Consider the following 20,726-nt stretch of genomic DNA (forward strand, 5'->3'; position numbering starts at 1 on the left):
CTCGCTAAACGGACGAAGTGTATTCAGGCTGCGGGTTTAAAAGCAACAATCTATACGAAAACAGCCAAAATAAAAAAGCATCTACGTTAACAGTATAGTTATCGTTAGATGCTTTTTTTACTTTCCTAACAAGCCCCAAACAAACAAGTAATAGACAGCAAAGACGATAAATATAATGATAATCAATAAAGATAAAACAATAATTAATATCTTGGGAAATAGAAAAGACTGCTGATTAATGTCTTTCCCTTTATGAAAATAAGAATAAGTGCTCATCAGGATAATAACGATTCCTACCAGAATAGATGATAACCCAACTATTTCAGCTAACAAATTGGCTATTTTTATATTTGTTTTATGCGTAGAAAAGTGAAGATTGGTTATTAAAAAACCTACACCAATAATCGTAACACTAGTTCTTATCCACGCAAGGTACGTACGCTCATTTGCCAAATGCTGCTGAATATATTGTGAATCTTTCGTTTTCTCTAACTCTTGCATCATTTGTCCTTTCTCCCTTAAATGAAAACTAGTAAAACATAGGCTGTTTTCTAAAAGTCTGTAGTTTTTGAATAAATAAAAACATTTTTGACATACAGAGTAGCCTGAATACACGTAGACTCCTGCGTGCGGGAAAAGCGAGAAAGATGAGACCCCACAGGAGCATAGCGAGGCCACTGAAAAAGTGAATGCAATAAAATATATGTAGTGACAATCCAAGCAACGAAGAGGTTTTCGTTCGGTTTTCCGAGGCTTACCACACGCTTCGGGTTAAATAACAACAATCTATACGAAAAGAGCCAAAACATAAAAGGGAAAATAGATTGTTAACGAATATCTTTAGTATACCATTAATTTGACAGATTTTTATTCCTTGTAAATCATTACATCGTATACTATCCCTTCTTTTTTCATTCATTCCAACTGACACTAATTCCACACAATTATTCTCCTTTTTTTAAAGCTTTTTTTCCGTTTATCCCTTAAAATAAATAATAAGAACATCTATATTTCCGTTGTCAAACTTCTATGAAAAGGTTTACAAACATATAATCATCATTAGCAGTACTTGCTTGCTCCTAATTTGGGAGTTTAAAAGTGCTTTTCACAATATGAGGTGATTCAATGAAAAGAATGGAACGTATCTTTCAATTATTAGTTGATAAGTGCGAAAAATTATCAAAAGATGAACTAATAGTAAAAGAAGGTTTTTCTGCAAATGAATTAGTAGAAGACTTAGCGATGTTAAGAAATAATGTAAGCTTAGAATTAAATAATCTTGTGCGATTAGGGAAGGTTGTAAAAATCAAAAAACGACCTGTACTATATCTCCCACGTGACGTTATCAAACATCATTTCGGGAATATTATCGATCGCAGCATCTTAGAAATTCCATCGTTAAAGGAATTATATGAAAAGAAAAAAAAGGGACAACAATCATATGATCAAAATCCATTCCGCCTTTTGATTGGCGTAGAAGGCAGTTTAAAAAAACAAGTGGAACAGGCAAAGGCAGCCATTGTGTATCCTCCTAAGGGGCTGCATACATTAATACTCGGTCCTACTGGTTCCGGTAAAACATTATTTGCTCATATGATGCATAATTACGCAAAGTTTGCAGAATCGATGGATGAAAAGTCTGCCTTTGTTGTATTTAATTGTGCCGATTATTATCATAACCCCCAATTGCTTCTTTCTCAATTATTTGGACATATAAAAGGCGCCTTTACTGGTGCCACTTCCGATAAACAAGGTATGGTAGAAAAAGCAGATGGAGGGATTTTGTTTTTAGACGAAGTACATCGCCTTCCCCCAGAAGGACAAGAAATGATTTTTTATTTTATGGATAATGGTCTGTTTAATCGATTAGGAGAAACAGAAAGAAACCGGAAAGCAAAAGTATTAATTATCAGCGCTACAACAGAAGATCCTTCTTCTTCTTTTCTCAACACTTTTTTACGAAGAATACCGATTACCATCACGATGCCATCTTTTCATGAACGGCAAGTAAAAGAAAAAATTGAACTAACAAAGTTTTTGCTTGGAAAAGAAGCGGTGCGTATTCAGAAAAGTATTCGTGTTCATGAGGATGTAATGCGAGCATTAATCGGAAGTGTAACATTTGGAAATATCGGTCAGCTTAAATCCAATATTCAACTCGTTTGTGCCCACGGTTTTCTAGAGAGTATTCAAGAGTCTGCCGTTTATTTATATGCTAAAACTCTTCCTCCTGAAATGAAGGAAAGGCTGAGTCTTCTTCCTCGAAACCGTCAAGAAAATGAAGAAATCGCAAAGTTCGTCGATCCAATCATTAATATTACAGGGGAAGGAAATGAAGATTTATTAGAGGATGATGTATATGAGCTGCCATTTGACATGTATAAAATTATTGAAGATAAAGCCCGACTCTTAAAAGATGAAGGAATTGATAAAGACGAAATCAATAAATTTGTAACAACCGATATTAAAGTTCATATCAAAAGCTTTTATCAGCAAGTGACAAAACAAAACTTTTCAAAACTAGCCAATTTAGTAGATAAAAAAGTGCTTTTGCTTGCAGAAGAGCTGCGTTCTTTATCACAAAGCATACTGCAGCGACATTTTAATGATAAATTTATTTATTTTATCAGTTTGCATTTGGAAGGATTATTAAATAGAAAGAACCGGTTAAAAAAAGATAATCCTATGCTTCAAGATATATATGAAACGATGCAGCAGAATCAAAACGAATATAAAGTTGCCCTTAAAATGAAAGAATTAATTGAAGCTACATTAAATATTGTACTTCCTGAGCTAGAAGTGATGTATTTAGCACTGCTCCTTCTTTCAGCCGATGAATGGAATAATAAAGGTAAAGTCGGTATTGTTGTTGCAGCACATGGAGTATCTACAGCAAGCTCTATCGTAAACGTTACACAAGAGCTATTAGGGGAGCATAATATAAGAGCAGTTGATATGCCTCTTGACGTTAGCTTCCACGATGTTTTTGATACGATTGTGCATGCTGTGAAAGAAACGGACCGAGGCGAAGGCGTATTAATGCTTGTAGATATGGGATCTTTATTTTATTTCGAGGAAAAAATAATTGAAAAATCCGGAATAACCGTAAAAACGATTGATATGGTCTCTACTCCACTAGTACTCGATGCCGTCAGAAAAGCGAATTTTTTAGAAATGGATTTAAATACCATCTATTCATCGCTTCGATATCATAATGACAGCGAAGTTATTATAGAACCTGCTCCAAAAAAAACAGTCGAAAAAAAAGCCATTATCACAATATGTTCTACAGGAAAAGGTACTGCTTTGCGCTTAAAAGAAATGGTAAAGTCTTATATTGCAGAAATCGCAGATGAACCTATCGATGTTATTCCTATTTCAACAGCAGGTTTAAAAGAATCTATCGAAGAAATACAAAAAAAATACAGCATTATCGTTTCCATTGGGGTGAAAAATCCACGTATTAATGCTCCTTTTATTTCTTTAGAAGATTTTATTGAAGGAAAAGGGGAACGAATAATCGAACAGGTGATTAATAACCATGCTATTACCATAAAAAACAGCCACTCAGATGTTATTCTCCGCAGTTTATGTGAAGATGGCATGAAAAAAACATTAATCTACTTAAATCCATATCGTGCCACATCCAGCCTATTGTTATTTTGTCAACAATTAGAAAAAGAGTGGGATATGCATTTTAAAAATACGACCGTTATCAAGATTGTCATGCATACTGCCTTTGCGATGGAAAGAGCCATTATGAAAACCGAATTAGTTTATCATGAAGGAATAACGGAAGAAATAACTAATAGGATGAAAACAATCAAAAGCTGCTTCAGTACAATTAATGAACAATTAAATATTATGTTATCAGATGATGAGTTTTATTATATTGTCGAGTTACTTTCTGAAGAAATAAAAGAAAAATGTTTGAGAAAAAGATAATAAAATATTATCGATAAAGTGTTTTATTAACATGCTGCCGCTCCTTTTTAGTGTATCAATTCCTCAAAAAAAAAAGAATAGTGTATCAAAATAAGAAGCATTTGAAGCATTTTTGAGTGCTTCTTATTTTTTAGTGTATTAAATACGGAAAAACCACCCCAAAAAACAACGAATTAAAAAAAACATTATTTTTTCACAAAGAATGAAAACGCTTTAATATCAATATTTTTTTCTATTTTTGCAAAAAACAATCGCTCACTTCCGAAAAGTTGGCACGGTTCTTGCTTTATATATTAGTGTAAGGCAAAAAAAATTAGGAGGTGCATCAGATGGTTGCATTTATTATTGCGACTCACGGGGAATTCTCCAGAGAAATCATCAAATCAGCTGAAATGATTTTCGGCAAACAAGAAAATATAGCATATGTAACATTTTCTCCAGGAGAAGGACCTGAGGATCTACAAAAAAAGTATCACCAAGCATTACAGGAATTAGATAGTAGTAAAGGAACACTATTTATGGTAGACCTCTTTGGAGGAAGCCCATATAATGCTGCAGCATTAATTGCTGCGGATAAGGAAGATATGGATGTAATTGCTGGAGTTAATTTACCAATGTTAATTGAAGGACTGGATAAGCGGCAAAGAAATAATCTTCATGATCTAATTCAGGCCGTTAGTCAAACAGCAGCAGATGGCGTTAAGTCTCTAAAACAAAGTTTGGCATACAGTGACGCTAGCGGAGAGGATGATTTATTATGAATATTACATTAGTTCGAATTGATGATCGTTTAATTCATGGTCAGGTTGCTACAGCTTGGTCAAAAGAAGCAGATTGTGAACGTATTATTGTCGTATCTGATGAGGTGGCAAAAGATACATTAAGAAAAACACTGTTGATTTCTGTATCCCCTCCAGGGATTAAAGCAAGTGTAGTTCCAATCGATAAAATGCTCAGAGCCTATAGTAATCCTAAATATGAAGGCGTTAAAACTTTGCTTCTTTTCACTAACCCAACTGATATTGTAAGAGTAGTGGAGGGTGGAGTGAAAATTGATAAAGTAAACGTCGGCGGGATGAGCTTTAAAGAAGGAAAAAGACCGCTTGCCAACGCGATCAATGTTGACGAAAAAGATATAGAAGCCTTTAAAAAACTTGATAGCTATCATATTAAATTAGAAATAAGACATGCAATTACAGATCCAAAAGTTGATTTAATGACTAGATTGTAAGTGCATACCTTGTCCTAATAGCTTTTTATATTAATAAAATTATACTTTTTGAGAGGTGAATAATCGTGACGACTTTACAAATTGTTTTAATTCTTATAATCGCTGCGATCACAGGGATGGGCAGTGTATTAGATGCCTTTCAAACACATCGTCCAATCGTTGCTTGTACATTAATCGGTCTTGTACTTGGAGACCTTAAAACAGGGATTATTCTTGGCGGTACATTAGAAATGATGGCCCTTGGCTGGATGAATATCGGTGCAGCAATGGCACCAGATACGGCGATGGCCAGTGTTATATCTACTATTCTTGTTATTACAGCAAACCAAAGCATCGGAAAAGGGATTGCCGTTGCAGTAGCTTTAGCTGCCGCCGGCCAAGTACTGACAATCTTCGCAAGAACGTTAACAATCGGATTACAGCATCGTGCCGATAAATATGCAGAAGAAGGCAATTTTAATGGTATTGATCGAATGCATTATTTCGGTCTCGCCATCCAAGCGCTGCGCGTTGTTATTCCAACTTTAATCGTAAGTTTAATCAGCGTTCATTCTTTCGAAGCTATGTTGAACAGCATTCCAGAAGTGATTACAAAAGGACTGCAAATTGGAGGCGGAATTGTCGTTATTGTCGGTTATGCCATGATTATTAACATGATGGGCGCTAAATATTTAATGCCATTTTTCTTCCTTGGATTTGTATTCGCAGCATTTTTAAACTTTAACCTAGTGGCATTTGGTGTCATAGGAATAGTTGCTGCAATTGTTTATATTCAATTGCATCCAAAATATAACGTTGCGAAAAACCAAGCTGTCGCAGCTGCTTCACCAACCAATGCAAGTTTTGACGATGATTTAGATGATGATTTAGACAGTTAAGAAAAGCGGAAGCGCCTTGTTCATCTGGGTTGAATAGTATACTTTTTTATCTTTTTAACAAAAAGGAGGCAATCAATATGGGTGAATCATTAAAGAAAACATCTATCGAAACGGAAATACAAACAGAAGAAGTAAAATTAACAAAAAAAGATTTAACGAAAATGTTTTTCCGGACAAATCTATTATTAGGATCCTTTAACTTTGAGAGAATGCAGGCAATTGGATATTGCTATTCCATGATCCCAGCCATTAAAAGACTGTATAAAAAAGGAGAAGATCGCAACAAAGCACTGAAACGCGGTTTAGAGTTTTTTAATACACAGCCGTTTTTAGCCGCACCAATCATTGGCGTTAACGCTGCGATGGAAGAGAAAAAAGCAAATGGTGCAGAAATTGAAGATAGTTCTATTGCTGGTGTAAAAGTCGGTCTAATGGGACCACTTGCTGGTGTCGGGGATCCTATTTTCTGGGGTACGCTGCGCCCTGTACTTGGTGCACTTGGGGCATCTATTGCATTAACTGGAAGCATTATTGGACCGCTTATTTTCTTCCTGGTATTTAATGTGATCCGTTTAGGTGTTGTATGGTATGGTGTACGCTACGGCTACAGTAAAGGGATGGAAATCATCTCCGACCTTGCAGGAAACAGACTGCAAAAATTAACAGAAGGCGCCTCCATTCTGGGTCTCTTCGTAATGGGTGCGCTAGTATGTAAGTGGACCAGTATCAATATTCCTGTTAAAATTGCAGAGTTAACTGACCAAGCAGGCAATACAACCGTTACAACAATTCAAAGTGTACTGGATCAATTAATGCCAGGATTAGTTCCATTATTATTAACCTTCTTAGTTGCTAAACTATTAAAGAAAAAAGTAAATCCATTGATATTAATCTTATCGATTTTTGTCATCGGTATTTTAGGCTACTGGGCAAAAATTTTAGCGTAATTCGCTTAGGATTGCTGTATAGCCATTAAATATTTGCATGATTAAGGGATTCTGATTTCTTCGTTGTTTCTTGAGGAAATAGAATCCCTTTTCGGTTAATTACTGTTCTTTATTACTAAAGTATTGATCGATTACTTTTACAATCCCGTCTTCATCATTACTGCTTGTAATTAAATCTGCAGCATCTTTTACAATCTGTGGTGCATTCCCCATTGCTACCCCTAATCCAGCATACTTCAGCATATCGATATCATTATAATTATCACCGAATGCCATTATTTCATCTTGATAAATTCCTAATTGATTTGCAAGAATACAAATGGCATTAGATTTTTTAACACCTTCTGCCATTATCTCCAAATAAGTTGCTTTAGATTTATAGATAGAGAGTTTGGGATAATCCTTCTTTAGCTCCTTTTCAAGTGAAGTAATATGCTCAGGTGTACCCATACATAAAATTTTGTAAACAGATGGATAAGATGACGAATGAAAAACAAAAATTTTTGGGATAATGCTGGTTATTTCTTGCTCCTGTTCTACCCATTCATCCTTCAGAGATTCCACAAACCAATTGTCTTTACTGTACATGGTGAAACAAACTGATGGAAACTGTAAAGAAACTAACTTGTAAATTTCTTCAACATCTTTTTCCTTCATTGTCGCTTTATACAATATCTCTCTTTCCCCATTTATTTGTTCTTTTCCTAATAATAGTGCTCCACTAAAACAAATAATCGGTTCATTTAGTTGACAAGATTTCAGCAGCGGAAAGATCCCTTCTGGCATTCTTGCTGAAACGAGAGCAAAAGGAATCCCTTTATGCTGTAAAAATTTTAAGGAGTTTTGTGTTTCTTCACTAATTTGGTGATTAGAATTTAACAATGTTCCATCAATATCACTGAAAATAAGTTTATACACCCTTATCATCTCCCAATCTACTGATTATTCTTTAATCAGCAATACAAAGCATTATGTTATGAGCAGAAATAATGTCGCAAAATACGGGCGGAGGCGACTGATCTGTAATAAGAACATGTATGTTCTCCCAGTTCATCCCTTTATAGTAACTATTTGAAGAAAATTTATTAAAATCAGCCAGAATAATATTTTTAGAACTTTTATGAACAACCATGTTTTTAATGGAAGCATCTTCTTTATCTTCAAAGTAAATGCCATCTTCCATAACCGCAGCTGCCCCTAGAAAAGCAGCATCAAATTTGATTTTATCTAGTTGATTGATACTTTCGATATCAAAGAAAAAACGATTTTGTTCATTTAATTTTCCCCCGAAAAGAAAAAGGGAAGCATATGATTGATTAGCCAGCACTTCTGCAATATCTAAAGAATGAGTAAATACTTGCATCTGCTTATTTACTTGTTCTGCCAAGCAACAAACCGTTGTTGAAACATCAAAGAAATAAACTCCATCTTTATCCAAAAAGCCTGAAGCATACTTGCCGATTCTTCTTTTTTCATTTGAAAACGATTGAACTCTTTCTCTATAAGCTAAAATCGTCTCCTTTATCGCAGGCAGAGAAATTCCGCCATGTGTTCGGATTGCCGCACCTTGCTCTACCAGCTTTACTATATCCCTTCTTGCCGTATCTCGAGAAATATTAAAGCGCTCACAAATTTCTTGAACAGCCATGCTATGTTGTTTATTTAATATTTCAAGTATTTTAACAAGTCGTTCTTCTTGATACATATTAACCTCCTTTATATAAGTAATTATAAGTATTTATGTAAGTAATTACAAGTGATAAACACTTGTTTTTCAATAAATTAACAAAAAAACACTTATATCAAAAGGAAAAAAATCTCCTTTCAAGTAGAAAAAGGAGATTTTTTTCTTTGGCTATGTTTAAGCTCATTGTTGATTTTGGCACTATGTTGATTGGAGCGGAAGGTGTGAGACTCCTGCAGGAAAAGCGAGTCAGAGGGAGACCCCACAGGCGCACAGCAAGGCCACTGAAAAAGTCCATCGGAAAGGAAAAAGATACGAACAACCTACTATATATAGAATGATAAACTCATTTGTCATCTGTATATAGATGACAATTCAAGTTTTTTTAAAAAATAATCAGTTTTTCAGTGGCCTCCGCACAGCGCTGAGGATGCTCCCAGACCGCCCGCGGAAAGCGAACGCCTGGAGCGGAAATCAACAGGCAAGTTTAACAGCCCCTTTCCTTTTAAAACTGCTTTCTTCTTGTAGAAGAAGGAATATTTAATTCTTCGCGATACTTTGTAATAACACGTCTTGACACAAACATTTTATGATTTGTTTCTAATAATTTTTTTATTTTCTCATCAGAAATAGGATGCTTTTTATCTTCTTCCTTTATTAAATCAATCATTGCTTTTTTTACAGCAGCAGACGATAGTTCCTTTTCATTTTCCCCTTTCATTCCTTGACTAAAAAATGATTTTAAAGGAATTATTCCAAATGATGTTTCCATATATTTATTGGCAACTACACGGCTGATGGTTGATTCATGTACACCGAGTGCATCTGCTACTTGTTTTAATGTTAATGGCTTTAATTTACTCGAACCTTTATCAAAAAAATCGCTTTGCAGTTGTGCAATAATGGTACTAACTTGAAGTAAAATAGCCTCTCTTTGCTTTAAACCGTTTCGCAATGATTGAAATTCTGCATATTTCTTGTGTATATACTCATACTCCTTTCCTTTTTTATTTTTTAAAAGGAACATATAATCTTCATTTATAGTAAACTTAGGAAAAAATTGAGTTTTCAACTGGATTTCGAAGTTGCCATTTACACAATAAACAGAAACATCTGGTCGGATATATAATGACAAATCTTGCTGAAAGCATAGACCAGGTCTCGGCTGAAGTTCTAGAACCTTCATTTGCACTTCTTGAATAGCAGATACGTCTACACTTAATTCTTTTGCAATCTTTTTCCACTTTTTCTCTGCAAAAAGAACAAAATAATCGGCTACAATAGCAGCTGCCAATTTGTCTTCCGGATATTTTTTTTTCAACTGAAGCAGCAAACAATCCTGCAGATTTCTTGCCCCAACTCCAGTCGGTTCCAAGCTTTGCAATAAAGTTAAATAATTTCTTCCTTCTTCTGCTGTAAGTGATAAATTAGCAGCAATTTCTTCTAACGATGTAGTTAAATAACCATTTTCATTAAGACTATAAATAAAATATGCTAACTTCTTGTAATCGTTTTCATTTATTTTTAACAATCTTGCCTGCTCCAAAAGAAACTCCGCTAATGTTGTACCATTTGTATCTTTTAAATTTTCAATGATGTCGTTTTTTTCACTCGTATTTTGTTGTCTTTTTTCTTTCCTAGGAAATTCATCGCCATCTCCTTGCGCCACAGCATTCTGCAAACTTTGTTCACATTCTATTAACGGATTCTCCATTGCTTGTTCACGAATATAATCAAGCAAGTCATCAGTAGAATATGCTAAAAGTGATATCGTTTGAAGCATTTCGTGATTTAAAACCATCGCTGCTTTTTGATATTGTAAAATAGTTGGCTGCAGATTCATCTTAATCCCTCCAAACATCCAAATACTATTAATGAATTCGTTAAAACCGCGGACTTTCCTTTATATACCATCTCATGAACAAAACTTGCTTCTTTTTCCCTTCTTTTGTCCTTCATGAGCCGTCTCATGGATTTCTTCCTTACTTCTTCACTTCCATCATTACGTAGCTCCGGACTTTGTAACTTCAAGGCCCTTGGCTTTATCTACTCTGCTTTTTGAACATCTACTGATACTGAATATAGGCTGCATTTATTGATAAAAATATGAATGCGTTTTCTTTTAATAGTAAAAATTTTTAGATAATTAAATATTATACTATCATTATATCGAATTTGCATAATATTTACTATAGGTTATTAGTGAATACAAAACATAAAATTGGCAATGATAAACGTGATATTGCCGAGAATACATAAACATTGATTGTCTTCATTCATACCATCGTAATGAACAGTAAAGTATATATAGAAAGGTCCGATTTTATGACTATATATGTAGAGGTTGCGATAAAATTAACCATAGGATTTTTTTGTTTAATTATCTTGATGAATTTGTCTGGAAAAGGAAACTTAGCACCGATGACTGCAGCTGATCAGATTCAAAACTATGTATTAGGGGGCATTGTTGGAGGAATTATTTACAGTCCTGCAATCACAATAATGCAGTTTTTGATTGTTTTATTGATATGGGGGTTTTTAGTCTACATTATCCGGATTTTAAGACTGAAAAATCGATTTGTAAAACAATTTATCGATGGGGAAAGAATTGTCGTTGTGCAGGATGGTGTCTTGCTGATTGATAATTTTAAAAAAGCTAAGTTATCAACGAAAACATTTCATACGATGCTGCGGTTAAAAGATATCCATTATATTGGCTCATTAAAAAAAGCCCAAATTGAACAAAATGGTCAATTAACTGTAATTCATATGGATGATGAAGATTATTCTTATATGTTAATATCCGATGGAGATATTCATCAAGAAGGATTAGAGGATATCGGCAAAGACGAAAAATGGCTGCATACCATGTTAGAAGAAAAAGGCTATAAAATAGAAGATGTCTTTTTTGCCGAATATTATAAAAATGATTTAAAGCTTTATACATATTAATTCTAATTGAAAGGGAAAACAAAATTTTTTGTTTTCCTTTTTTCTCTTTTTTAAAAGTTGGCATCTTTGTAAAAATTTGAAATGTAAAAATCATAATGATAGACTATTAAACAGCTAATCTTTCAATTAAAAGGAGCGTGTCCTAGTTTATCATGAACTGGAAAAAAATTCTTTTATGGTGTTTCGGCATTATTATTGGCGGAGGTGCGCTTATTGCCTCTGTATCTTTTGGGTTGCTGCTTTTTTTAGAAAAAGAAAAAGCACAACAAACAGGGAAGAGTGCAGCTGTTGGAGAATCAGCGGATTTTACTAAAAAAACCGTCAATGATCCTGTCGAGGAAGATGTCGTAACACTAGCGGATGAAACAAATGGCCATACCTTTATTGCAGACTGGCATAATTTTTACAATGAGACACTCGGTTGGGGAAAAATGGAGACAGCTAGTTACAGCGAACAAAAAGAAGCGGCTTCCTCCATCCTGCAGCAATTAGAGAATGTATCGGTAAAAAATAAAAAAATCAAACATGATCTGGAAAGCATTCAACAACATGCACAACAAGTCATAAACGGGGATGATCGAGATGCGATGCGTTTGCTTCATCGCTACTTTCACGATTTAGATATTTTATTTAATGGATATGATTATAATCAAACATTTGGCGTAACTGAATTTACAGGACAGTAGCAATATTTAAGTAAACTCAGTTACGCCATTGACCGCAAATAATTTATTCATACGGTCTTTTTTGATCAAAATAATTTGGTGTTTTCACTTCGTTGTCATATTGCTTATTAAAAATATGGGTTGTCGCTGGTGATAAAGGCGGAATAAGCCATGCCCAATTCCCAGTAACTTCTCTTCCTTTCACTTGCTCTTTCTTTTCAAATGTTTTAAATTGCTGTGCAGCTGTATGATGATCAACAATCATTACTCCATCTTCACGGAAAGAATGTAAAACAGCAATATTTAATTCCACCAGTGCCCTGTCCTTCCACAAAGACATATTTTTGTGCATATCCAACTCCATTAAAATACCTATTTTCGGCAGCATATTATAGCGATTTTCATCTGCCAAGTTTCTGGCTCCTATTTCTGTACCCATATACCAGCCATTAAATGGTGCAGCTGTATATGTAATACCGCCAATCTCTAAACACATGCTTGAAATAATCGGAACAGCGTACCACTTTAATTGTAAATCAACGAACCGTCTAAATTCGGGATGGCGAATAGGTACTTCAAGCAGTAATTCTTCTGGAATATCAAAAACCTTTGGATGATTGTCATTGATTTGTACCACTAATGGCAATACATCAAAATCGGTTTTGCTGCTGGTCCACCCTAATTTTTGACAGCATTCAGTAAACGCCAGAGAATCTGGATCCCCTATTACTCCCTCTTCTGTTTCATAACCTGCATAGCGTATTAATTGATGATTCCATATTCGCATCGTTGTTTCTTCCGTTTTTTGCTGGAATATCGTGATAGTTGGTCGTATTTGGCCACCATTTGTTGCATACGAAATATGATCAAACAAGGCATCCCGCATTTCCTCTTCAGTCTTCACTTCTCTTTTATCGATTACATGCAAGCTTTCCCAAAACAGCCTCCCGATACAGCGATTACTATTTCGCCATGCCATTTTTGCTCCATGCTCTAACTCTTCCTTTGTATGTGTATAGTAGCCTTGTTCGTTTATTTCCTTTTTTATCTTATCTATTCTATCTTTTATTTGCTGTGCACTTTTGTTTAATTCGTGATAACAAGTATAAATAAATGCTGCTGCTTCTTGTAGAATGTCTATTGATCGACGCAAAATAGTCCTCCCTATTAGCAATACTGGCTTTATCATAACACAGCAGATTTTAAACGAAAAAGTAAACTACTTTCTCCAGACTATAAAAGCTCTAGTCCTCTTCCCACAGGTTTCCTACTTTAAAACTTTACGAACTAATTTCCTTTTCTTTTCTGTGTAAGGAGGAAATAAAGTCGTAATATTCCATCTATTGTTTTTCTTTAGTACACTTCTTTTGTGTGAAAAAGTAAAAAAGCTATACACGCCATGATACATTCCCATTCCAGAACTCCCAATACCACCAAATGGCAAATATGGGTTTGCCGCATGTGTAATGGTATCATTTATACACACTCCCCCAGAAGAAATGCTGCTTACAATTTTCTCTTCTACCTCTCTATTTGTTGTAAAAACATATAATGCCAGTGGTTTGGACTGTTTTTGGACAGACTGTATGACATCATCCAAGTCAGAATACGTAATAATAGGAAGAATCGGTCCAAATATTTCCTCTTTCATCGATAAAGAATTCCAATCAGCCTTCAGTAAGGTTGGCTCGATAAATCTTGTTTTCGCATTGCTATTTCCTCCAACAAGAATGTTTTCTTCCTCTTGCTGAAGGATTTGTGCTAGCCGGTTAAAATGTTTGTCATTCACTATCCTGCCAAAGTCTTTACTGCTTGCTACATTCGATCCAAAAAAAGTATGCAATGCTTTTTTCAATTCTACAATCAAGTCTTCTTTTACTGATTCATGGACTACAAGATAATCGGGAGCAATGCATGTTTGCCCAGCATTAACTGTTTTCCCCCATAAAATACGTTGTGCAGCGATGGGAATATTGGCACTCTCATCGACAAATGTTGGACTTTTTCCGCCTAATTCTAACGTTACAGGTGTAAGATTTTTAGCGGCTGCTTCCATGACCATTTTTCCGACAGAAACACTTCCTGTAAAAAATATATAATCAAAAGAAGCCTGTATTAATGCCGTATTTGTGGCAACTCCACCCTCAACAGAACGAATATAGTTTTCATCAAAAATAGACGAAATCATCTCCGTAATAACAGCTGATATAGATGGAACCAATTCAGAAGGCTTTAATACGACACAGTTTCCAGCAGCAATCGCACCAATTAACGGTTCCATTACAAGCTGAAAAGGATAATTAAATGGCCCAATGATTAACACCGTTCCATATGGTTCATACTGTACATAACTTTTTGATGGAAACAACGTAAGCGGACTTTTTACTTTTTTTCGCTTTGCCCACTTTTTTAAATTCTTTAGCGTATGCCTGATGCTACTTAACACAAAACCTACTTCATAGGCATACGCTTCAAACGCATGCTTTCCTAGATCCTTTTGCAGTGCTTCTATAATCTTTTGTTTAAATTGTTCGATTCCTGCTTTTAACTTTTGCAGCTGCTGTAAACGAAATTCAATGGATGCCGATTCGTTCGTATAAAAGAATTGTTGATGCCCGCTGATCAGTTGCTCCACATCTTTTGAAGTTAGTTCCATATATTTTCGTTTTCTTCCTTTCAATTGAAGTGATTTGTTTCGTCCCAATTAAAAAACTTAACAAGAATAAGAAAAAACAAAAGCGCTCAACTCTTATCGATTCACTTTTGTTTTATTTCTGATAATAATAACTTTAAATTCTATTGATGTAATCTATACTTAGCAGCGATTTTGGTTCTCTTAAGTAAGAATACGAACTAACTCATAATTTCGGTACTTTTTATTGCGTTTTGTATGGCGATCCGTAAATAATAGGTCTTTCTCCACTAAATTATTGAGTGATTTTCTCGCGGTATTAGGCGATATATTTAATGCTTTTGCAACAGAAGCTACATCGGTAAAAGGATTTGAAAAAGTATATATCCATACTTTTGTATCAGAAGGAGTTTCACATTTCAGTAACCCACCTCTTGCTAATTCTTCAGCTTTATCCAATTTATCATTAATTTTATCCGCCATTCGATTACATGCATTTAAAAAGAATAAAATCCAACTTCCCCAATCTGGATCTTGCCCTCGTACTCCATTTAATAAATCATAGTAACGCATTCTCTCTTTTTCTAACTCTTCACTTACAAAAAAGATGGGTTTCGTTACAAGTTTAGACTGCATAAGATATAGTACAATTAAAATCCTACCTAATCGACCATTTCCATCTAAGAAAGGATGAATGGATTCAAATTGCGCGTGAATAATAGCTGATTTAATAAGGGGATCACTCTCTTCGTCAAACACAAAACGCTCTAAAGAATTTCCCAAATGCTCTATTGATAATTTCTGATTATATGGATGGCCATTTATAAAGTTTTCTAAATTATTCATATAGCCACTAATTTTCTCAGCCGATATAGGAATATAAGAAGCATCTTCTATTTTATTCGTGGGACCAATAAAATTTTGGATTTTCCGGAACTGTCCACTGGATTGAACAGAACCTCTCGCCCCTTTCATCAGAATCTGATGTAATTCTTGGATGAGCCTTGTAGTTATTGGATAACCATTTTTTATACGCTCAAATCCTTCAAACAGAGCTTGTTGATAGTTATTTACTTCTATAACTTCCCATCGAGGATTCTTATCATCTTTTTCTTCCACCATATCAGTAAATGTAACTTGTGTACCTTCAATTCGTGTCGACTCAACGGATTCACTTAGAGATAATACTTGAACTAATGCTTCACTAACAATAGAGTGTTTAAACTTTTCTTCAAGTCTACCTATTTTATTACTTGCCTGGGATAGAACATTCAAGATTTTGATGGCGTCTTTGTTTTTTACATCTAAAGGTAATAAATTCAATCCATGAATTGCCATTAATGTCCCTCCTTTGCATTTTTTGCTCTTATTTATCCATATTACACTAAATTAGATCAAAAAATACAAAAAAGTGATTTATAAATCATACTTTCTTCCGTAACTAGAGTTAATAACAAGAATTAAATATAAAAAACCTGAATGAAGAACTTTTTAACAGTTTTTCGTTCAGGTTTCTTTTTTCTTCTCTTATAATTTTATGGCATTGTGTACGATATTTAAAACTGTTCTTAACTCTGCAACAGGAATTTGTCCTGGAGCGGATGCTTTTTTCGCTGCGGCAAATGTCAATGCTGATCCAAATACTTCTCCTGCCATTCGGCTGATTGCACCTTTTCCAGCCATAGACATCACAATAATTGGTCTGTCTGCATATTGTTCTTTCATCGTGCTTGTTGCATCTAAAACAGTAATAACATCGGCAGCACAGTTAGGCATAACAGCAATTTTTGGCAAGTCTGCACCCAATTGCTGCGCTTTACATAGACGAGCTATTATTTCCTCTTTGGAAGGAGTTTTTTCAAAATCGTGATTCGATATAATAACAGCAACCTTTTTACTATGGGCATAGTTTACTATTTCTTGTATTTCTTTTTCATCATTAAATAGTTCTATATCAATAATATCGGCAATCCCAGCTTCACAAGCTGCCTTGTTTAAAGCAAAATACAAGGAAGAATCAAGTTCTTTTTCTCCCCCTTCCTTTTTACTTCTAAAAGTAAAAATAAGCGGAAGATCTGCCAGTTCATTTCTAATGACACTTAATGCCGATAGTACTTTTTCTACATCATCTGCTTGTGCAAAGTAATCAACCCGCCACTCGATCACATCTACATTTAATGTTTTTAAATAGGCAGCCTCTTCTTTTAGCTGCTGCACTGTTTGTCCAATCATAGATACACATATTTTCGGAATGCCTGCACCTATTTCTATATTTTTCACTTTAACTACTTGATCCATCAAACGTTCACTCCAGTTACATGATAAAAAGAACAGACAGCAAAAACACGCACGTTTTAATCTAGCTTATTAGGTAGCAAAAAAACGAGTGTTTTTATGCTGATTCTCCTTATTGTGGTTCATTTAACTCCCAAGCCCATTTTAATGAATTCACAATATAATCTGCTACTTCTTCAATTTCTTGGCTATCTGTCAACACTGAGGAATGGTGATCAGCGTATATTGCTTTTCTTTTATTAAACAGCTCTTCCATATCTTCCATTGATTTTCCTTTTAAAACGGGCCTGCTATCGATTATAAGATTAATTCTTTCTTTCCAAGAATCCCAAGATAAATCTAAATGGATAACGATACAATGCTCTAAACAAGCTTTTTTTATCTCTTCCTGTAAAAAGGAACCTCCACCTAACGAAAGAATATGAAGCTTCTTCTTCTGACAAAGGTTGATGATTACTTCCTTCTCTTTCTCTCTAAATGTCTTTTCTCCAAGCTTATTAAAAATTTCAGGAACAGGCATTCCATATTCTTCTTCTATCACTTGGTCAACATCGAGAAAGTCTCGGTACAACTTCTTCGCAACGGCTTTTCCAATCGATGTTTTCCCTACTCCCATAAATCCAATAAAAATAATATTTTTTTCTTTAAGCGGAACACTGCGTGTATTCAAGGTGAAGCCCCCTATTTCTTGCATTTTAACATTTATTACCAATAAGTTGTTTTTTTCTCCTTATATTATACGTCATCGAACCTCTTAATCATAGAAGATTATTAGGCGATGGATTTTATGATAAATGTTCGAAATCAATAGGGGCTTACTTATCTATTTGGACGAAATCGTTTCAGCAAACTGAAAAATAAGAAATAGAGCCTTTTGTCTACCTCAAACACTTAGTGATGAAAGGCTCTAGACCTTGATGCAAGCCTTGTTAAAACTTCCATTTGCAAGAATTTTTCTCTCTCTGATGGAAGCTGAACGTTAATACCCATTATACTCTCCGCCCTGCTGTTCGGCTTCTGCTGGAATAGAAATTCCCATTTTTTTTAGTTCAGACTTCGTTTGATTTAAATAAAATTCCGTCTGATTTTGCCAGCGAATGATCATTTGGATAAATGGTTTAAATTCAGAACCGGCATTTCCCTCCATAACACCTAGCCATTTTTTTACAGATACATCCTGTTTCTCAGCATTTTTTATACAAGCTGTCATCGTATCGATGATTGATTGCCTCTGCTCGCCAGTTGCTAGTCTTTGAGCCGATCCAACTGCTGTCACACGATGGTAAGATGCTGGAACTAAATGATTATGCATTTCATTATTCCCTTTTATATCTTTCGCTTGCGGAATATGATAAAGCTCACTGCTCATCGCACAAACCATTTCTTCAGCGTATAAACTTCTTTGCAGCAAATTTAAGATGTCTTGCCAATTTGTTTCCCTATAGTAATTGTAAGGATACAAGCATATTCCCCCCTTTAAAATGTGTGTTCATAAAGGTAACCATCTTCTTAAAAAACTTTTCTTTTATAAAGGTATGTTGGCACTTCCAATTGGGTGATTGTACATAATTGAATTTAACCCTTCAAACTCTTTTTGTTAGTAAATTTATTACTTTTCTATTATTCTATATATACGTGGAAAATTATTGTAATTCATCTAATTGATCATTATGAATTTGTCTTTACAAATTGCTTACGATAACTTTATTTATAATAATTATAAAGTAGTATTGATTTTTTTATTATAAATGCTATTATTATTTAAGACAAAGAAATTATTAAAAATTATGAGGTGATTTTAAATGACAAATAATAAACTAACAACAAGTTGGGGAGCTCCTGTTGGTGATAATCAAAACTCCATGACGGCAGGGCATCGTGGACCAACATTAATTCAAGATGTTCATTTACTCGAAAAATTAGCTCATTTTAATAGAGAACGTGTTCCAGAACGTGTCGTTCATGCTAAAGGTGCTGGTGCACATGGTTATTTTGAAGTAACAAATGATTTAACAAAGTATACGAAAGCCAACTTTTTATCAGAAGTTGGTAAAAGAACACCGTTGTTTATTCGTTTTTCTACAGTTGCTGGTGAACTTGGATCTGCAGATACGGTTCGTGATCCTCGAGGATTCGCGGTGAAATTTTATACAGAAGAAGGGAACTACGATATTGTTGGAAATAATACACCTGTATTCTTTATTCGCGATGCGATTAAATTCCCTGATTTCATCCATACACAAAAAAGAGATCCAAAAACACATTTAAAAAATCCAACTGCCGTATGGGATTTCTGGTCTCATTCTCCAGAATCTTTACATCAAGTATCAATTCTTATGTCTGACCGCGGTATTCCAGCAACATTAAGACATATGCATGGATTTGGCAGCCATACATTTAAGTGGGTGAACAAAGAAGGAGACGCTGTCTGGATTAAATATCATTTTAAAACAGACCAAGGCATTAAAAACTTAGCGGTAGATGCAGCTGCTAAAATTGCTGGTGAAAATCCTGATTACCACACAGAAGATTTATTTAATGCGATTGAAAAAGGAGATTTCCCTGCTTGGACGCTATATGTACAAATCATGCCATTAGAAGATGCAAACACATATCGTTTCGACCCATTTGATGTAACAAAAGTATGGTCACAAAAAGACTATCCATTAATCGAAGTTGGCCGCATGGTTCTTGACCGCAATCCTGAAAACTATTTTGCAGAAGTAGAACAAGCTACATTCTCACCTGGAACATTCGTGCCTGGCGTTGAGGCATCTCCAGATAAAATGCTGCAAGGTCGCTTATTTGCATACAGTGATGCACATCGCTACAGAGTCGGAGCTAACCATCAAGCATTGCCAATCAATCGTCCAAAATGCCCTGTAAACCATTACCAACGTGATGGACAAATGCGTTTTGATGGCAACGGAGGCGGTTCAGTCTATTATGAACCAAACAGTTTTGGTGGACCAACTGAATCTGCTGAAGATAGAACAACAGCATTTGCAGTATCCGGTGTGGCAGATAGTGTCGCATACGATCATCATGACCATTACACACAAGCTGGTGATTTATACCGTCTAATGTCTAAAGAAGAACGCACAAGATTAGTGGAAAACATTGTTGCCGCAATGAAACCAGTAGAATTAGATGAAATTAAACTTCGCCAAATCGGCCACTTCTACAAAGCAGATCCTGAATACGGAACTCGCATTGCAGAAGGACTAGGTTTAACCGTACCTAAAGCTGTAAAATAAGTTCAAAGATAAAAAGCTTCCTTCAAACAGGAAGCTTTTTATCTTTGATTCATCAGCTTAAAAAGTTTGCTATTTTGTACACAAAGACATCTTTAAACACCATTATTCCATTGATTTTTTATTTGTATTCGCCCATTGATTATTTGTTGCACTTTTTTTATTTTCTTTTGAACTTTCTGTAACCTCTACATTAGCAGTAGCCCATTGATTATCATATTCTGATTTTTTATCTTTCTCCAT

19 protein-coding genes are annotated in these 20,726 nt (G+C 34.9%); 8 read left to right on the forward strand and 11 right to left on the reverse strand.

Annotated elements, in window-relative coordinates; genetic code table 11:
* Window positions 1-117: 117 nt before the first annotated feature.
* Window positions 118-504 (reverse strand): YidH family protein, encoded by a 387-nt coding sequence (locus ACTXGU_RS04525; RefSeq protein ID WP_443480309.1) that lies wholly within the window; start codon window positions 502-504, stop codon window positions 118-120.
* 621 nt (window positions 505-1,125) lie between these two features.
* Here ACTXGU_RS04525 and ACTXGU_RS04530 point away from each other — a divergent pair.
* The 5 genes from ACTXGU_RS04530 to manZ all read left to right on the forward strand — a co-directional run bounded on the left by ACTXGU_RS04530 (window position 1,126) and on the right by manZ (window position 7,001).
* The gene (locus ACTXGU_RS04530) at window positions 1,126-3,945 is read left to right on the forward strand and encodes a sigma 54-interacting transcriptional regulator (RefSeq protein WP_443480310.1); all 2,820 of its coding nucleotides are present in this window, start codon (window positions 1,126-1,128) and stop codon (window positions 3,943-3,945) included.
* A 329-nt stretch (window positions 3,946-4,274) separates the two neighbouring features.
* A complete protein-coding gene (locus ACTXGU_RS04535; protein ID WP_443480311.1) occupies window positions 4,275-4,706 on the forward strand; it encodes a PTS sugar transporter subunit IIA in 432 nt (143 codons plus the stop codon).
* Window positions 4,703-5,176, forward strand: a complete 474-nt coding sequence (locus ACTXGU_RS04540; protein WP_443480312.1) for a mannose/fructose/sorbose PTS transporter subunit IIB — start codon at window positions 4,703-4,705, stop codon at window positions 5,174-5,176. Before ACTXGU_RS04535 ends, ACTXGU_RS04540 begins: the two co-directional genes overlap by 4 nt.
* Before the next feature lie 65 nt (window positions 5,177-5,241).
* Complete coding sequence (locus tag ACTXGU_RS04545) at window positions 5,242-6,054, forward strand: PTS mannose/fructose/sorbose transporter subunit IIC (RefSeq protein WP_443480313.1); 813 nt, start codon at window positions 5,242-5,244, stop codon at window positions 6,052-6,054.
* Between the two features lie 77 nt (window positions 6,055-6,131).
* A complete protein-coding gene (gene manZ / locus ACTXGU_RS04550; RefSeq protein WP_443480314.1) occupies window positions 6,132-7,001 on the forward strand; it encodes a PTS mannose transporter subunit IID in 870 nt (289 codons plus the stop codon).
* Window positions 7,002-7,100: 99 nt separating this feature from the next.
* On the opposite strand, the gene ACTXGU_RS04555 is transcribed toward manZ, so the two are convergent.
* The 3 genes from ACTXGU_RS04555 to rpoN form a co-directional block, all read right to left on the reverse strand.
* Complete coding sequence (locus ACTXGU_RS04555; protein WP_443480315.1) at window positions 7,101-7,919, reverse strand: Cof-type HAD-IIB family hydrolase; 819 nt, start codon at window positions 7,917-7,919, stop codon at window positions 7,101-7,103.
* Between the two features lie 31 nt (window positions 7,920-7,950).
* Complete coding sequence (locus ACTXGU_RS04560) at window positions 7,951-8,706, reverse strand: DeoR/GlpR family DNA-binding transcription regulator (protein ID WP_443480316.1); 756 nt, start codon at window positions 8,704-8,706, stop codon at window positions 7,951-7,953.
* Between the two features lie 484 nt (window positions 8,707-9,190).
* Window positions 9,191-10,528: an RNA polymerase factor sigma-54 gene (gene rpoN, locus ACTXGU_RS04565; protein ID WP_443480317.1), complete on the reverse strand. Its 1,338-nt coding sequence runs from the start codon at window positions 10,526-10,528 to the stop codon at window positions 9,191-9,193.
* A 482-nt stretch (window positions 10,529-11,010) separates the two neighbouring features.
* Between rpoN and ACTXGU_RS04570 the strand changes: the two genes are divergently transcribed.
* Both ACTXGU_RS04570 and ACTXGU_RS04575 read left to right on the forward strand, forming a co-directional pair.
* Window positions 11,011-11,637 (forward strand): DUF421 domain-containing protein, encoded by a 627-nt coding sequence (locus tag ACTXGU_RS04570; RefSeq protein ID WP_443480318.1) that lies wholly within the window; start codon window positions 11,011-11,013, stop codon window positions 11,635-11,637.
* Between the two features lie 152 nt (window positions 11,638-11,789).
* Window positions 11,790-12,323, forward strand: a complete 534-nt coding sequence (locus tag ACTXGU_RS04575; RefSeq protein ID WP_443480319.1) for a hypothetical protein — start codon at window positions 11,790-11,792, stop codon at window positions 12,321-12,323.
* A gap of 43 nt (window positions 12,324-12,366) precedes the next feature.
* Here ACTXGU_RS04575 and ACTXGU_RS04580 read toward each other — a convergent pair whose 3' ends face one another.
* The 6 genes from ACTXGU_RS04580 to ACTXGU_RS04605 all read right to left on the reverse strand — a co-directional run bounded on the left by ACTXGU_RS04580 (window position 12,367) and on the right by ACTXGU_RS04605 (window position 18,691).
* Entirely contained in the window at window positions 12,367-13,455 is a 1,089-nt protein-coding gene (locus tag ACTXGU_RS04580) for a nitric oxide synthase oxygenase (RefSeq protein WP_443480320.1), read from the reverse strand.
* A 114-nt stretch (window positions 13,456-13,569) separates the two neighbouring features.
* Window positions 13,570-14,958 carry an aldehyde dehydrogenase gene (locus tag ACTXGU_RS04585; RefSeq protein WP_443480321.1) on the reverse strand — a complete coding sequence of 463 codons (1,389 nt, stop codon included), beginning with the start codon at window positions 14,956-14,958 and terminating at the stop codon, window positions 13,570-13,572.
* A 180-nt stretch (window positions 14,959-15,138) separates the two neighbouring features.
* Entirely contained in the window at window positions 15,139-16,272 is a 1,134-nt protein-coding gene (locus ACTXGU_RS04590; RefSeq protein ID WP_443480322.1) for a Fic family protein, read from the reverse strand.
* A gap of 189 nt (window positions 16,273-16,461) precedes the next feature.
* Window positions 16,462-17,232, reverse strand: coding sequence for a type I 3-dehydroquinate dehydratase (gene aroD / locus ACTXGU_RS04595; protein ID WP_443480323.1), 771 nt, complete (start codon window positions 17,230-17,232; stop codon window positions 16,462-16,464).
* A 109-nt stretch (window positions 17,233-17,341) separates the two neighbouring features.
* A complete protein-coding gene (locus tag ACTXGU_RS04600; RefSeq protein WP_443480437.1) occupies window positions 17,342-17,923 on the reverse strand; it encodes a shikimate kinase in 582 nt (193 codons plus the stop codon).
* 285 nt (window positions 17,924-18,208) lie between these two features.
* On the reverse strand, window positions 18,209-18,691 hold the full coding sequence (locus ACTXGU_RS04605; protein ID WP_443480324.1) for a hypothetical protein: 483 nt from the start codon (window positions 18,689-18,691) through the stop codon (window positions 18,209-18,211).
* Between the two features lie 340 nt (window positions 18,692-19,031).
* Between ACTXGU_RS04605 and katA the strand changes: the two genes are divergently transcribed.
* On the forward strand, window positions 19,032-20,486 hold the full coding sequence (katA, locus tag ACTXGU_RS04610; protein ID WP_443480325.1) for a catalase KatA: 1,455 nt from the start codon (window positions 19,032-19,034) through the stop codon (window positions 20,484-20,486).
* Between the two features lie 102 nt (window positions 20,487-20,588).
* On the opposite strand, the gene ACTXGU_RS04615 is transcribed toward katA, so the two are convergent.
* The gene (locus tag ACTXGU_RS04615) at window positions 20,589-20,726 is read right to left on the reverse strand and encodes a hypothetical protein (protein ID WP_443480326.1); all 138 of its coding nucleotides are present in this window, start codon (window positions 20,724-20,726) and stop codon (window positions 20,589-20,591) included.

Source organism: Niallia sp. 01092 (genome assembly GCF_052318935.1).
Taxonomy (GTDB): Bacteria; Bacillota; Bacilli; order Bacillales; family Cytobacillaceae; genus Niallia.

Coding starts and splice junctions, on each gene's coding strand:
- ACTXGU_RS04525 (WP_443480309.1), bottom strand. CDS start 504: ATGATGCAAGAGTTAGAGAAAACGAAAGATTCACAATATATTCAGCAG.
- ACTXGU_RS04530 (WP_443480310.1), top strand. CDS start 1,126: ATGAAAAGAATGGAACGTATCTTTCAATTATTAGTTGATAAGTGCGAA.
- ACTXGU_RS04535 (WP_443480311.1), top strand. CDS start 4,275: ATGGTTGCATTTATTATTGCGACTCACGGGGAATTCTCCAGAGAAATC.
- ACTXGU_RS04540 (WP_443480312.1), top strand. CDS start 4,703: ATGAATATTACATTAGTTCGAATTGATGATCGTTTAATTCATGGTCAG.
- manZ (WP_443480314.1), top strand. CDS start 6,132: ATGGGTGAATCATTAAAGAAAACATCTATCGAAACGGAAATACAAACA.
- ACTXGU_RS04560 (WP_443480316.1), bottom strand. CDS start 8,706: ATGTATCAAGAAGAACGACTTGTTAAAATACTTGAAATATTAAATAAA.
- rpoN (WP_443480317.1), bottom strand. CDS start 10,528: ATGAATCTGCAGCCAACTATTTTACAATATCAAAAAGCAGCGATGGTT.
- ACTXGU_RS04570 (WP_443480318.1), top strand. CDS start 11,011: ATGACTATATATGTAGAGGTTGCGATAAAATTAACCATAGGATTTTTT.
- ACTXGU_RS04575 (WP_443480319.1), top strand. CDS start 11,790: ATGAACTGGAAAAAAATTCTTTTATGGTGTTTCGGCATTATTATTGGC.
- ACTXGU_RS04585 (WP_443480321.1), bottom strand. CDS start 14,958: ATGGAACTAACTTCAAAAGATGTGGAGCAACTGATCAGCGGGCATCAA.
- ACTXGU_RS04590 (WP_443480322.1), bottom strand. CDS start 16,272: ATGGCAATTCATGGATTGAATTTATTACCTTTAGATGTAAAAAACAAA.
- aroD (WP_443480323.1), bottom strand. CDS start 17,232: ATGGATCAAGTAGTTAAAGTGAAAAATATAGAAATAGGTGCAGGCATT.
- ACTXGU_RS04600 (WP_443480437.1), bottom strand. CDS start 17,923: ATGCAAGAAATAGGGGGCTTCACCTTGAATACACGCAGTGTTCCGCTT.
- katA (WP_443480325.1), top strand. CDS start 19,032: ATGACAAATAATAAACTAACAACAAGTTGGGGAGCTCCTGTTGGTGAT.
- ACTXGU_RS04615 (WP_443480326.1), bottom strand. CDS start 20,726: ATGGAGAAAGATAAAAAATCAGAATATGATAATCAATGGGCTACTGCT.